This window comes from Devosia sp. CN2-171, from assembly GCF_049354815.1.
In the GTDB taxonomy this organism is placed as follows: Bacteria; Pseudomonadota; Alphaproteobacteria; order Rhizobiales; family Devosiaceae; genus Devosia_A.
In genome coordinates, this window is sequence record NZ_CP186479.1 from 4,195,886 (window position 1) to 4,209,882 (window position 13,997).

The window sequence follows — 13,997 nt, forward strand, 5'->3', positions numbered from 1 at the left end:
CTCAGCCTGCCGCTCCGGCAGCGGCAAGGGTTTCCCCGGTGATCATTCTGACCACCGCGTCGGGGCTCGTATTCTTCGTCGCAACATCGCCGGCCACAACGCCCTGACGGATCACCACGATCCGGTCGGCGACCTGGAAGGCCTGCTGCATGATGTGGGTGATGATGACGACGCCGATCCCCTGGTTGGCGACGGCGCGGATCATTTCGAGGCCGCGGCGGGTCTGTTCGACGCCGAGCGCGGCGAAGGGCTCGTCGAGCAGCACAAGCTTCCCGCCCCAGTGGACGAAGCGGTTGAGTTCGATCGCCTGGCGCTGGCCGCCCGAGAGGTGCTCGACCTTGGTACGGAGCGACGGGATTTTTGTGCCGGCGCTGGCCATGGCTTTGGCGACCACGGCTTCCATGGACTTCTCGTCGAGGATGGGGATGCCGAGGATGCGCTTGGTGATCTCGCGGCCCATGAAGAAGTTGGCGACGACATCGACATTGGTGGCGAGCGAGAGGTCCTGATAGACGGTCTCGATGCCGGCGGCCTTGGCCTCGGAGGGCGACTTGGCGAGAAACTCGCGGCCCTCGAACAGCATGCGGCCACCCGAGGGATCAAGCCCGCCGGAGATGATCTTCACCAGCGTCGACTTACCGGCGCCGTTGTCGCCGAGCAGCGCGACGACTTCGCCCTTGCCGATGGTGAAGCTGATGCCCTTCAGCGCTTCGATGGCGCCGTAGCTCTTCTTGATGTCATCGAGGACGAGGAGCGGTTCGAATGCGGTCATGCGGCGAGACCCTTGATCTGGTCGCGGCCGGGCACGAAGAGCTGGCCGAAGCGGGGGGAGAGGACACCGGAGACAGCGAGTGCCGCGGCTCCGAGCAGGATGGTGTCGGGCCCGTTGCTGGAGACGATGAGCCGGGGCGCCTTGCGGTCGCGGCGGGCCGACACGGAGTTGGGCAGGTCTGCGGCGGCGGCAGCAAGCTCGGTGGCGAGACCGGTGGGCATGAGGCCGCCAAGAATAATGGTCTCGGGGTCGAACATGTTCTCGATGGTGGTGATCGTGGCGCGCAATTGCGGGCGGATGCTCGCCGTCCATGCGGCTTCGCCGAGGCCGCGACGGCCGAAGGCGTCGAGGGAGACGTAGCGCTCGAGGCAGCCGCGATTGCCGCAGGGGCAGGGCTCGCCATCCGGAACGATCGGGATGTGGCCGATTTCACCGGCATTGCCCCAGGCACCGCGCTGCGCGACGCCTTCGTGCACCATGATGCCGCCGAGACCGACGCCGAGGAACAGGTAGTAGAAGTCGGAGAACTCGGCGCCGCGGCCATAGAGGCGCTCGCCATGCGCGGCGGCGGCCATGTCGGTTTCGATGAACGCAGGCATGCCGCTGACTTCGGCGAGGCGCTCGCGCAGGGCGACGTTGCCCCAGCCGGTCATGGTGGTGGGACCGACAAAGCTCATCGACTCGACATCGAAGGGACCGGGCAGGGCAAGGCCGGCGCCGAGCATGCGCGCGCCGGGGCGGAGGGCGCGCAATTCACCGATCATGGCGCGGACGAGGGTGAAGCCTTCGTCGGGCGTCGTATGGGCGGCGTCGCGGCGGGTGCTGCCGATGACAGTGCCGGCAAGGTCGATCAAGGCGGCGTCGATGCCGAGCGGAGAGACGTGGATGCCGATGGCATAGCCGCCCTCGGGGTTGATGCGGAGGGTCGTCGGGGGCAGGCCGCGGCCGCGCGGTTCCTCCTTTTCGGAGAGGATGTAGCCCTGTTCTTCGAGCTCGCGGATGATGGTGGAGACTGTCTGGACCGTGAGGCCGACTTGCTCGGCGATGCGGCCGCGGGTGGTGGGACCGGTGGCGCGGATCGCTTCGAGCACGATCCGCCGGTTGTACGGCCGTCCGAATTCCTGGTTGGTCCCACGCAGGCCCAAAGGCGTTTCTCCCGAGCAAGTCAGGGGAGACTGCGACGGCGGATTTATTAAGTCAAATGGAATTCAAAAATAGGAGCCATCCTGGGTAGCGAAAATAGGGTGGATCGTTGTTCACCTCCCGGCGTTCCTCCTCGCGTCGCTGATGTGCATCCGGAGTTATGGCTATGGGCGACAAGAAGACTGTGCTGGTTGTCGAGGACGAACACCTCGTCCGTATGGCGGTGGTCTTTCAGCTGGAGGATGAAGGGTTCGAGGTGCTGGACGCCTCCAATGCCGCCGACGCTCTCGAAATCCTCGCCGTCACTCCGCGCATCAGGTTGATCTTCACAGATGTCGACATGCCCGGACGCATGGACGGCTTGAAACTGGCTGCGACGGTCCATGATCGCTGGCCCCCTGTCAGAATAATCGTCACGTCAGGGCACCGTGTAGTCGATATCGCGGACATGCCTGCTGGGAGCGTGTTCTTCAGCAAGCCGTATGCCCACGAGGACGTGCTGCGATCGATACAAGAGTTAGTCGCGGCCTAGCCGCACCATCTCACAGGAGAAATCTCATGATGCTTCCCAGAGGCACAACGGTCGCGGTTGCAGACGGCGAAAAGCTGAACCTCTATCGCAATTCGGGAGATGAGGCGGTGCTGAAACTGGCACCAGCACCCCACGCCGACGTCGATAGCAGTGGTCAGGGAAGCGGTTCGCGGCAGAGCAGTTCCGGCAATCCCGATCAGGGTCAGTCGAGCGAAGACGGGTTCTCCGCCGGGATTGTGGAAATGCTCAACAAAGGCGTTCTCGACGGCAAGATCGAGGGATTGGTCGTCGTGGCTGCCCCCAGGGCTCTGGGCGAGATGCGCAAGCACTACCACAAGGCGCTCGTCGCACAGCTGATCGGTGAGATTGCCAAGGATTTGACCGGTCATGCCGTCGAGGATGTCGAGACTGCCATCAAGGCTGCCTAGCGGACTTTGGGGGACCTGTATTGGCGATTAGGTGGATCGCCCCCGCTGAGGTAGCGTTCAATCCCCTCTCAGCCAATTGGAGCCAGAGTGTCGTCGACCGATCAAGACCACCCCCTATGGGAGCCGGACAACCTCCGCCGCGCCCTTCAGGCGGCCGGAGTTTCGCTTTGGTCCTGGAACGTCGATTCGGACGAGTTCACGATGGACGAGCAGGGCTTTTCTCACTGGGGTCTGCCAAAGGGCGATTCCGTTACGTTCGAGGACCTTTCCTCGCATATCCACCCGGCCGACCGGGACCGCGTCCGCAATGCGTTCACGGCTACCCGAGCGATTGTCGGCTCCTACGAAATAGACTTCCGAGTGATGCTGGGTGAAGTCGTCCGCTGGATCTCGGCGCGTGGCCTGGGCAATGACTCCGGTCTGCACGAGCGGCTCATGTTCGGTGTCTTCCTCGACGTGACGGGGCGCAAGCAGGCGGAGGAGGGGCATGAGCTCCTCGCGGGGGAAATGAGCCACCGGGTGAAGAACCTGCTGGCGATTGCGTCTGGCCTTACCCGGATATCTGCGCGGTCGACGACCTCTGCTGTCGAAATGGCCGAAGTGCTGACCGACCGCCTCGCGGCCCTCGGGAGAGCGCATGATCTGGTGCGCCCACTGCCTGGCCACCAAGGCACCGCTGCGCTGCTCGGCGACCTGCTGTCGATACTTCTGGCGCCGTACGAGGACATGGGCGCCTTCAGCGGTCGCATCAGGGTTGCAGTGCCGCGAATGGGGATCGCGGAAGGTCCTGCCACGAGCCTGGCGTTGATCATTCATGAGCTCGCCACCAATTCACTGAAATATGGAGCGCTGTCGGTGGAAGCCGGTTCGCTCGATGTCTCAGGCACAACCGACGGTGATGAAGTGGTCATCGTCTGGACCGAGCGTGGGGGGCCAGATGTCGAGCCCCGGAACGGTGCAGACGGCTACGGAAGCGATCTGGTCCGGCGCAGCATAGCGGGCCAGTTGGGCGGTTCGATCGTGTACGACTGGTCAACCGAGGGCGTGATCGTGACTCTGAGGATCAAGGAAGAGCGTCTGGCTGGCTGAAGGAGCCGAAGCCACGAGCGACCACAACGCCGACCGCCGGGCAGGGATGTGAAAGCGGCGCTTGCTTGTGCAGCGCGAACGCGGCGATAAAGCCGCCATGCCACCAGCCGAGCTCTCCATCCTGGTCATCGACGAGAATCGCATCCGTGCCTCGATCATCGAGGACGGGCTGCGCGAGGCCGGGCACAGCCAGGTCACGGTGGTCACCGAGATCAATGAGGTGGCGCGGGTCATCGAGCGGCAGATGCCCGACGTAGTGGTGATAGACCTCGAAAACCCCAACCGCGACCGGCTCGAGCACTTCTTCACCTTGAGCCGCGCGCTCAAGAAGCCGATCGCCATGTTCGTCGACCGCTCGGATGCTTCGACGATCGAGGCGGCCGTGGAGGCGGGCGTCTCGGCCTATGTGGTCGACGGGCTGAAGAAGGAGCGGGTAAAGCCGATCCTCGATATGGCCGTCAGCCGTTTCAATGCCTTTTCCCGCCTGACGCGCGAGCTCGAACAGGCGCGCAGCGAACTCGAGGATCGCAAGGTCATCGAACAGGCCAAGGCGATCCTGTTCCGGACGCGCGGGTTGGCCGAAGCCGAGGCCTATGCCCTGCTGCGCAAGACCGCCATGAACCAGAACCGCCGTCTCGTCGATATTGCCCAGAGCCTCGTTACGGCCGACGCCTTGCTCGGCCCCAAGGAATAGCCATGTCCCTGATCCCGCTTTCCGCCGGTTTCCTGCCCTTGCTCGACAGCGTGCTGCTGGTGCTGGCGCGCGAGAAGGGGTTCGCCGAGGTCGAGGGACTGGACCTCCACCTAGTGCGCGAGACCTCGTGGGCCAATATCCGCGACCGGGCGGCGCTAGGGCATTTCGATTTCGCTCAGATGCTGGCGCCGATGCCGATCGCGGCGAACCTGGGGCTCAACCCACTATCGGTGCCGATGATCGTGCCGTTCGTCCTTGGGCTGGGCAATAACGGTGTGACGGTCAGCGCCGAACTCTGGGCGAAGTTGGCCGACGCCGGGGCACCGGCGACGCTGGAGGCGGGGCCAGTGGGCGCCGCACTGGCGAAGGTGGTGGCGGCGTCGAAGCAGAAGCTGCGGTTCGGCGTGGTGCACCAGACCTCGTCGCATAATTACGAGCTGCGCTACTGGCTGTCGGCCTCCGGGATCGTGCCGGACCGCGACGTCGAGATCGTGGTGCTGCCGCCGCCCTATCTCCCGGATGCGCTGGGGGCGGGCGGGATCGATGGGTATTGCGTCGGCGAGCCGTGGAACAGCGTGGGGGTGAAGCGCGAGGGCGCGCATCTCGCCACGGTGAAGGCGGCGATCTGGCGTTCGAGCCCGGACAAGGTGATCGGCATGCGGGCGCATTGGGCCGAGGCGAACAGCGAGATCGTGGCGGCCCTGCTGCGCGCGGTGCATCGGGCAGCGGTGTGGTGCGGGCACGCGGGCAACCACGCCGAGGCGGCGCGAATCATGGCGGGGCCGGCCTATCTCGATCAGGCGGCCGAACTGATCGTACCGGCGCTCGATGGTGTGTTCGATATTGGCGCCGGAGTGACGGTGGCGGTGCCGGATCACTTCGTGCCCTATGCCAAGGCGGCCAACTTCCCGTGGACCAGCCACGCGCTGTGGTTCTACAGCCAGATGGTGCGCTGGGGTGAGGTCGAGCACAACGAGGCGCGGGCCGAAGCGGCGGCGCTGACGTTCCGCCCGGATCTGTACCGGGCCGCGCTGGCGCCGATCGGCGTGCCGGTGCCGCTGGGTGACAGCAAGGTCGAGGGGGCGCTGTCCGTGGCGGCAGATGTGCCGGCGACGACGGGGAAGCTAGAGATAGGGCCGGATGGGTTCTTCGACGGCAAGCCGTTTGATCCGGCGGCGGTTGGCGCGTACATCGCGGCGCAACGCGCGGAGTGACAGGCGCCGGGTTTTCGGTGCGTCGCTGTAGCAGACGACCCCCTCCCGTCCTCCCCCATAAAGGGGGAGGTGCACCACCTGTTTCATAGGCACGATCGAGCCACAAACACCTCTTCACCTCCCCTTTATGGGGGAGGACGGGAGGGGTCGTCTCTGTCGATTTTGCAACCTTTCGAAGGATTGAGCAAAAATGAGTCATATCTGCAGTGTGCTCAAAATTTGTCCATCACGTCGGTCTGTGCATACGGATTAGGCGGCATTCACGTATGCCTATCATTTGTGCATGCTATCAACTTATTGATATTGAAGAAATTATCGCCTCCGGCCAGTTTGGCACGGCGCGTGCATTGCATTCTCCGACACGCGAAATCGCGATCATCCGACGTCCAACGGTGGGCGTCACCAGACAGGCAAAGCTGCCAACAGGAGTGCCGAGGGCCGAGAGGCCAGCGCGCAATACCTGCTGGCAGCTTTTTCTTTTTTGGACCGCAGGAGGGGCACTGCGGGGCGCCGGCTGATCGCATCACACGGAGAGACCTGATGACCAAACCGACCACCACCTCCCTCCTCAGCCGCCGGGCCTTCCTCGCCGGCACGACGGCCACCGCGGCAACGCTGGTTGCAGCCAAGGCACTGTTCCCGTCGGGCGCATTTGCGCAGGGGGCCGGACCCGAAGTCACGGGCGCCAAGCTCGGCTTCATCGCCCTGACCGACGCTTCGGCGCTGATCATTGCCAAGGAGAAGGGCTTCTTTGCCAAGCACGGCGTGCCCGATGTCGAGGTGCTGAAGCAGGCGAGCTGGGGCGCGACGCGCGACAACCTGGTACTCGGCGGCGCGGCCAACGGCATCGACGGGGCGCATATCCTGACCCCGATGCCGTACCTGATCTCGACCGGTAAGGTGACGCAGAACAACGTGCCGCTGCCAATGTCGATCGTGGCGCGGCTCAACCTCGACAGCCAGGCCATCTCGGTGGCCCAGGCCTACAAGGATGTTGGCGTCGGGCTCGACTCCTCGCCGCTCAAGGACGTGTTCGCCAAGCGCAAGGCCGAGGGCAAGGAAGTCACGGTGGCGATGACCTTCCCGGGCGGCACGCATGACCTGTGGCTACGCTACTGGCTCGCCGCCGGCGGCATCAACCCGAACACGGACGTTTCGACCATCACCGTGCCGCCGCCGCAGATGGTGGCGAACATGAAGGTCGGCAACATGGACGCCTTCTGCGTGGGCGAGCCGTGGAACGAGCAACTGGTCAACCAGGGTATCGGCTTCACCGCCGCGAGCACGGGCGAGCTCTGGAAGGGCCATCCGGAAAAGGCACTGGGTTTGCGCAGCGACTTCATCGAGGCCAACCCCGCCGCCACGCGCGCCATCATCATGGCGGCGATGGAGGGGGCGCAGTGGGCCGACGAGATGGCCAACAAGGAAGAGCTGGCGACGATCCTCGGCAAACGCGGCTGGTTCAACGTGCCGCCGGCCGACGTGCTGGGACGGCTGAAGGGCGACATCAACTACGGCAACGGCCGCGTCGCGACCGCCACCGGGCTCGAGATGAAGTTCTGGAAGGATCATGCGTCCTATCCGTTCAAGAGCCACGATGCGTGGTTCCTCACCGAGGATATCCGCTGGGGGTACCTCCCGGCCGAGACCGACGTGAAGGCGCTGGTCGACCAGGTGAACCGCGAGGACCTGTGGCGCGATGCGGCCACGGCGCTCGGCGTGGCCGCGGCCGATATCCCGGCCTCGAGCTCGCGCGGGCCTGAGACGTTCTTTGACGGCAAGGTGTTCGATCCCGAGAACCCGTCCGCCTATCTCGAGAGCCTCGCCATCACGGCGCTCGGCTAAACGAAGTCCCGACTGGCGCCGGGTTCATCCCTGGCTCGGCGCCGCCTTTTCCTTTTGCAGCAACGGACCCGCGATCATGAGTGCAGAGGCCCAGTTCGAAACCATCACCCCGGCCAGCAAGGCGAAGGTCTTCGCTTTTCCGGTGCGGGTGACGACCCGCAAGTTCGAGTGGCGGAAGATTGGCGCGGGCGTGGCGCGCGCGGTGGTGCCGCCGCTGATCGTCATCGCGTTCATTCTCCTCGTCTGGCAAATCGCCTGCTCGACGCCCGGTGCGTCGTTGCCACCGCCGTCGGTGGTGTGGGAGCAGGCGGGCGAGCTGATCTGGAATCCGTTCTTCGACTATGGGAACGGCGATATCGGGTTGGCCTGGCGGGTGTTCTCGTCCCTGCAGCGCGTCGCCGTCGGCTTCGGCTTTGCCGCCATCGTCGGCGTGCTGCTGGGGGCGGTCGTCGGCCAGTCGATCTGGGCGACCCGCGGGCTCGATCCGATTTTCCAGATCCTTCGCACCGTGCCGCCGCTGGCCTGGTTGCCGCTGTCGCTGGCGGCGTTCCGCGACAGTCATCCGTCGGCGATCTTCGTGATCTTCATCACCGCCGTATGGCCGGTGATCATCAATACGGCGGTGGGCGTGCGGAACATTCCGGCGGACTACCGGAACGTGGCGAGCGTGCTGCGGCTCAATCCGCTCGAGTTCTTCTTCAAAATCATGGTGCCGGCGGCGGCGCCCTACATCTTCACCGGGCTGCGCATCGGCATCGGGCTTAGCTGGCTGGCGATCGTTGCCGCCGAGATGCTCACCGGCGGCGTCGGCATCGGCTTCTTCATCTGGGACGCGTGGAACTCCTCGCGGCTGCCCGATATCATCGTGGCGCTTGTCTATATCGGAGTCGTCGGCTTCATGCTCGATCGCCTGGTATCGGCGGTGGGCGCCTTCGTCACCCGCGGCACGGCCGCGAACTGAGGGAGAGTGCCATGGCCTATCTCAAGATCGAACATATCGACAAAGTCTTCGAGCGGAACGGCGTGAAGTCCGAGGTGCTCAAGGATATCTCGCTCGAGATCGAACAGGGCGAGGTGATTTCCATCATCGGGCACTCGGGCTGCGGAAAGTCCACGCTGCTCAACCTGATCGCGGGACTGACTGACATCACCGAGGGGACGATTGCGCTCGGCGACGCCTATGTCACGGCGCCGGGGCCGGATCGCGCGGTGGTGTTTCAGAACCACTCGCTGCTGCCCTGGCTCACTGTCTACGACAACGTCAATCTTGCCGTAGCGAAGGTGTTCGGCAGCAGGAAGAGCAAGGCCGAGCGGCATGAGTGGATCATGCACAATCTCGACCTTGTGCAGATGGGGCACGCCAAGGACAAGCGGCCGGCCGAGATTTCGGGTGGCATGAAGCAGCGTGTCGGCATCGCGCGGGCTTTGGCAATGGAGCCGAAAGTGCTGCTGCTCGACGAGCCGTTCGGCGCGCTCGATGCGCTGACGCGGGCGCATCTGCAGGACGCGGTGATGGAGATCCACGAGCGGCTCGGGAACACCATGATCATGATCACGCACGACGTGGACGAGGCGGTGCTGCTGTCGGATCGGATAGTGATGATGACCAACGGACCGGCGGCGCGGATCGGCGAGGTGCTGGAGGTGCCGTTGGGGCGGGTGCGCAAGCGGCTCGAGCTGGCGGGTGACCGGACCTATCTCAAGTGCCGCGAGGCGGTGCTGAAGTTCTTGTATGAGCGGCATCGGTTCGTGGAGGCGGCTTAGTGCTGGGGTGAGGGGAGCGTCGCCGCCGGCGCGGGAAGGGCGCCGGTGTTCGTGGCCGCCCCCTCCACCAGCTTCGCTGGTACCTCTCCCCCGCTTCGCAGGGGAGGATCGAGAGGCGGCTTCGCCGCCCCCCTCCCGTCGCTGCAGCTTGCCCAAACATTGACCACGGCATATGCGCGGTCAAAATATAGGCATGGAATTGCCTGTGTGAACTCGAATTAGTCAATCCTGCTGTCAGATCGGATTCGGCGAGAACTGACTAACATATTGCAGAACAAAGAGAAATTACCGTTTCTGCAGTTTGGCACGGTCCGTGCATAGAAGCTATCGAACGCGATAACTCGCGATGATCGGCGTCCAAAGACGGGCGCTCCCCCACAGGCAAGGCTGCCGCAGATGCTTCGTCCCGTCGTTACGGGACGTGCTCGCGGCGGCCTTTTCGTTTTGGGCTCTCACAATGGAGCGAACCATGAGCCGCCTCGACGACCAAACCCGTTCCCAGTACCGCGCCCTCGGGCTCTCAACGGTGGCCTTCACCGTGTGCTTCGCCGTGTGGACGATCTTCTCGATCATCGGCGTGGCGCTGAAGGATCAGCTCGGGCTCAGTGAGACGCAATTCGGCCTCTTGATCGGCACGCCGGTGCTGACTGGGTCGTTGGTGCGGATCGTCCTCGGGATCTGGACCGACCGGTATGGTGGGCGGCTGGTTTACACGCTGACCATGCTGGCGGCGGCGGTGGCGACTTCGCTGCTGGTGTTCGCGCAGACCTATGAGCAGTTCCTTGTCGCGGCGCTGGGCGTCGGCTTCGCCGGCGGGTCGTTTGCGGTGGGCGTCGCCTATGTGTCGCGGTTCTATCCGCAGAGCAAGCAGGGCACGGCGCTCGGGATTTTCGGGGTCGGCAATGTCGGGGCGGCGGTGACCAAGTTCGTTGCGCCGTTCGTGATGGTGGCGTTCGGCTGGCAGGCCGTGGCGCTGGGCTGGGCCGGGGCGCTCGCCGTGATGGCCGTGGTGTTCTGGTTCACCACCGAAGACGACCCGGTCCTGATCAAGCGCCGCAAGGAAGGCGCGCCGCAGCGCAGCTTCCTCGCCGAGTTCGCGCCGCTGCGCGATGTGCGGGTGTGGCGCTTCGGGCTCTACTACTTCTTCTCGTTCGGCGCCTTCGTTGCGCTGACGCTGTGGTTGCCGCGCTACCTGATCGGGGTCTACGGCTTCGACATCAAGATGGCCGGCATGATCGCCGCCGCTTACTCGATCCCGGCCAGCCTCTTCCGCGCTTATGGCGGCACACTGTCGGACAAGGTCGGGGCGCGGCTCATCATGTACTGGACGTTCGGCGTCTCGGCGGTCGTGACGCTGCTGCTGTCGCTGCCGGCCGGCCTCATCACGCCGCTGCTGTTCATCGCGCTGGTGTTCGTCCTGGGCTTCTTCATGAGCCTGGGGAAGGCTGCGGTCTACAAGCACATCCCGACCTACTACCCGGACAATGTCGGCGCCGTAGGGGGGCTCGTGGGCATGATCGGCGGCATCGGCGGATTCATCCTGCCGCTGCTGTTCGGCTGGCTCAAGGATGCCACCGGTATGTGGAGCAGCTGCTTTTTGGCGCTGTTCGTCCTCGTCCTCGTGTCGCTGGGGCTGATGCACCTTGCCGTTCGCCGCATGGCGACGCGGCAAGGTGCCAGCCAGCCGGCATGACCCCCTCAGTTTCTGGAGAAAGAGCGATGAAACAGAAACTCGTTGTCATCGGTGCCGGAATGGCGTCGGGCCGGATGCTCGAACACCTGTTCGAGGACAGCCCCGGGAGCTACGACGTCACCCTGTTCGGCGCCGAGCCGCGCGGCAACTACAACCGCATCATGCTGTCGCCGGTGTTGGCGGGTGAGAAGACTTACGAAGACATCATCACCCACGATGCCGCCTGGTACCAGGCGAACGGCGTCGACTGCCGGTTCGGCGAAACGGTCACGGCGATCGACCGCAAACGGAAGGTCGTGGTGTCGAAGAGCGGTGAGACCGAATACGACAAACTGGTGATCGCCACCGGTTCGGCGCCGTTCATCATCCCGATCGCGGGCAAGGACCTGCCCGGCGTGATGGCGTTCCGCGACCTCGACGATGTCAACCGGATGATGGCGGCGGCCGGTAAGCCGAACGCCAAGGCGGTGGTGATCGGCGGCGGGTTGCTCGGGCTCGAAGCCGCGGCAGCGCTGCGGCTGCGCGGCATGGAAGTGGTGGTGCTGCACCTGATGGGGCACCTGATGGAGCGCCAGCTCGATCCGGCCGCCGGGTACCTGTTGCAGCGCGAGCTCGAAGGGCGCGGCATCAAGATCCACTGCAAGGCTCAGACCAAGGCGATCCTCGGTACCGACCGGGTCGAGGCGGTGGCGCTCGATGACGGGACGATCTATCCGGCCGATATCGTGGTGATGGCGGTGGGCATCCGGCCCGAGACGCGCATCGCGACGGCGGCGGGCGTCCATGTCGAGCGCGGCATCGTCGTGACCGACCAGATGGTGACGGCCGACCCGGACATTCTCGCCATCGGCGAATGCGTCGAGCACGAAAAGGTCGTCTACGGCCTCGTCGCGCCGCTCTACGATATGGCCAAGGTGGCGGCCAAGACGCTGGTCAAGATGGACGCCGCGTTCCGGCCGGTGCAGACGGCGACGCAGCTGAAAGTCACGGGCGTATCGCTCTACTCGGCCGGCGATTTCGCCGAGGCGGAGGACCGCGAGGAGATCGTGCTGCGCGATGCCTCGTCGGGTGTCTATAAGCGGCTGGTGCTGAAGGGCGACAAGATCATCGGCGCGGTGCTCTACGGCGATACCGGAGACGGACCGTGGTTCTTCGACATGGTGAGGAAGGGGACCGATACGCGCGAAATGCGCGATACCCTGATCTTCGGCCAGAATTATCAGGGTGGTGCCCCGCTGGACCCTACGGCGGCCGTTGCAGCCTTGCCGGATGATGCGGAAATCTGCGGCTGCAACGGCGTATGTAAATCGAAAATCACTGGTGCGATCACCGGCAAGGGCCTGACGTCGCTCGACGATGTGCGGGCGCATACGAAGGCCTCGGCGAGCTGCGGCTCGTGCACGGGGCTGGTCGAAAAGCTGCTGATGATGACGCTGGGGGACGGCTACAACCCCGCCGCCGTGCAGCCGATGTGCAAGTGCACCGATCTCGGGCACGACGAAGTGCGCCGGCTGATCATCGCCAAGGAACTGCGCTCGATCCCGCAGCTGATGCAGGAACTCGAGTGGAAGACCTCGTGCGGCTGCGCCAAGTGCCGGCCTGCGCTCAACTACTACATGGTCGCGACCTGGCCGGGTGAATACGAGGACGACCAGCAGAGCCGGTTCATCAATGAACGCGTGCACGCCAATATCCAAAAAGACGGCACCTATTCAGTGGTGCCGCGCATGTGGGGCGGCATGACCAGCTCAGGCGAGCTGCGGGCGATCGCCGATGTGGTCGACAAGTTCCGCATTCCGGCGGTGAAGGTCACCGGCGGGCAGCGCATCGATATGCTGGGCGTGAAGAAGGAAGACCTGCCAGCCGTGTGGGCCGACCTCAATGCGGCCGGCATGGTTTCGGGCGCGGCTTACGCCAAGGGGCTGCGCACGGTGAAGACCTGCGTGGGTTCGGATTGGTGCCGGTTCGGCACGCAGGATTCGACCGGGCTCGGCATCAAGCTCGAGAAGTTCATGTGGGGGAGCTGGACCCCGGCCAAGGTGAAGATGGCCGTGTCGGGTTGTCCGCGGAACTGCGCCGAGGCGACCTGCAAGGACGTGGGCGTGATTTGCGTGGACTCGGGTTACGACATCGTCTTCGCTGGTGCGGCCGGACTCGACATCAAGGGCACGGAGGCGCTGTGCCATGCCGACAGCGAGGATGAAGCGATCGAGATCATCGCGGCGCTGACGCAGCTCTATCGCGAGCAGGGGCGGTATCTCGAGCGCATGTACAAGTGGCTGAAGCGGGTGGGCATGGAGTCGATCCAGGCCGCCATCGTGAAGGATCGCGAGAAGCGGCGGATGTACTACGACCGTTTCGTCTACTCGCAGAGCTTCGCGCAGGTCGACCCGTGGGAAGAGCGGGTCAACGGCAAGGATGCACACGAATTCGCGGCCATGGCCGAGTTCGGCGTGCCGCAGGCGGCGGAGTGAACGCGATGCTGATGAACGACTGGGTCGAGATCGGGCGCATCGAGCAGATCCCGGTGCGGGGCGCGCGGTGCGTGAATACGCCGGCCGGGAAGATCGCGGTGTTCCGCACGGCGGAGAACCAGGTTTATGCGATCGAGAACCGCTGCCCGCACAAGGGCGGACCGCTGAGCGAGGGGATCGTCCATGGCGGGTCGGTGACGTGCCCGCTGCACAACTGGGTGTTCGATCTCGCAACGGGCGAAGCACAGGGCGCTGACGAGGGGCGGGTGCGGACCTACGCGGTGGAGGTGATGGAAGGGCGGATATTCATGGCCCAGGACATCATGCTGGCGGCGGCGGAGTAGGGCGG

At 64.7% G+C, this 13,997-nt stretch carries 13 protein-coding genes; 11 read left to right on the forward strand and 2 right to left on the reverse strand.

Annotation, left to right across the window (positions count from 1 at the left end):
- Position 1: 1 nt before the first annotated feature.
- Positions 2–772 (reverse strand): ATP-binding cassette domain-containing protein, encoded by a 771-nt coding sequence (locus ACOYW5_RS20810; RefSeq protein WP_423066786.1) that lies wholly within the window; start codon positions 770–772, stop codon positions 2–4.
- Positions 769–1,917 (reverse strand): ROK family transcriptional regulator, encoded by a 1,149-nt coding sequence (locus ACOYW5_RS20815; RefSeq protein ID WP_423066787.1) that lies wholly within the window; start codon positions 1,915–1,917, stop codon positions 769–771. The genes ACOYW5_RS20810 and ACOYW5_RS20815 overlap by 4 nt, the downstream gene beginning before the upstream one ends.
- A gap of 164 nt (positions 1,918–2,081) precedes the next feature.
- On the opposite strand from ACOYW5_RS20815, the gene ACOYW5_RS20820 reads away from it, so the two are divergent.
- The 11 genes from ACOYW5_RS20820 to nirD all read left to right on the forward strand — a co-directional run bounded on the left by ACOYW5_RS20820 (position 2,082) and on the right by nirD (position 13,992).
- A complete protein-coding gene (locus ACOYW5_RS20820; RefSeq protein WP_423066788.1) occupies positions 2,082–2,447 on the forward strand; it encodes a response regulator in 366 nt (121 codons plus the stop codon).
- A 26-nt stretch (positions 2,448–2,473) separates the two neighbouring features.
- On the forward strand, positions 2,474–2,875 hold the full coding sequence (locus ACOYW5_RS20825) for a host attachment family protein (RefSeq protein WP_423066789.1): 402 nt from the start codon (positions 2,474–2,476) through the stop codon (positions 2,873–2,875).
- 87 nt (positions 2,876–2,962) lie between these two features.
- Complete coding sequence (locus ACOYW5_RS20830) at positions 2,963–3,964, forward strand: sensor histidine kinase (protein WP_423066790.1); 1,002 nt, start codon at positions 2,963–2,965, stop codon at positions 3,962–3,964.
- Positions 3,965–4,061: 97 nt separating this feature from the next.
- On the forward strand, positions 4,062–4,658 hold the full coding sequence (locus tag ACOYW5_RS20835; RefSeq protein ID WP_423066791.1) for an ANTAR domain-containing response regulator: 597 nt from the start codon (positions 4,062–4,064) through the stop codon (positions 4,656–4,658).
- Positions 4,659–4,660: 2 nt separating this feature from the next.
- Entirely contained in the window at positions 4,661–5,872 is a 1,212-nt protein-coding gene (locus ACOYW5_RS20840; RefSeq protein WP_423066792.1) for a CmpA/NrtA family ABC transporter substrate-binding protein, read from the forward strand.
- Positions 5,873–6,412: 540 nt separating this feature from the next.
- Positions 6,413–7,717 carry a CmpA/NrtA family ABC transporter substrate-binding protein gene (locus ACOYW5_RS20845; protein WP_423066793.1) on the forward strand — a complete coding sequence of 435 codons (1,305 nt, stop codon included), beginning with the start codon at positions 6,413–6,415 and terminating at the stop codon, positions 7,715–7,717.
- Positions 7,718–7,793: 76 nt separating this feature from the next.
- Positions 7,794–8,678, forward strand: a complete 885-nt coding sequence (ntrB, locus tag ACOYW5_RS20850) for a nitrate ABC transporter permease (protein WP_423066794.1) — start codon at positions 7,794–7,796, stop codon at positions 8,676–8,678.
- 11 nt (positions 8,679–8,689) lie between these two features.
- Positions 8,690–9,481 carry an ABC transporter ATP-binding protein gene (locus ACOYW5_RS20855; RefSeq protein ID WP_423066795.1) on the forward strand — a complete coding sequence of 264 codons (792 nt, stop codon included), beginning with the start codon at positions 8,690–8,692 and terminating at the stop codon, positions 9,479–9,481.
- A gap of 469 nt (positions 9,482–9,950) precedes the next feature.
- Positions 9,951–11,174 carry an MFS transporter gene (locus ACOYW5_RS20860; protein ID WP_423066796.1) on the forward strand — a complete coding sequence of 408 codons (1,224 nt, stop codon included), beginning with the start codon at positions 9,951–9,953 and terminating at the stop codon, positions 11,172–11,174.
- 26 nt (positions 11,175–11,200) lie between these two features.
- Positions 11,201–13,648, forward strand: a complete 2,448-nt coding sequence (nirB, locus tag ACOYW5_RS20865; protein WP_423066797.1) for a nitrite reductase large subunit NirB — start codon at positions 11,201–11,203, stop codon at positions 13,646–13,648.
- A gap of 11 nt (positions 13,649–13,659) precedes the next feature.
- A complete protein-coding gene (gene nirD, locus ACOYW5_RS20870; protein WP_423069522.1) occupies positions 13,660–13,992 on the forward strand; it encodes a nitrite reductase small subunit NirD in 333 nt (110 codons plus the stop codon).
- Positions 13,993–13,997 lie beyond the last annotated feature (5 nt).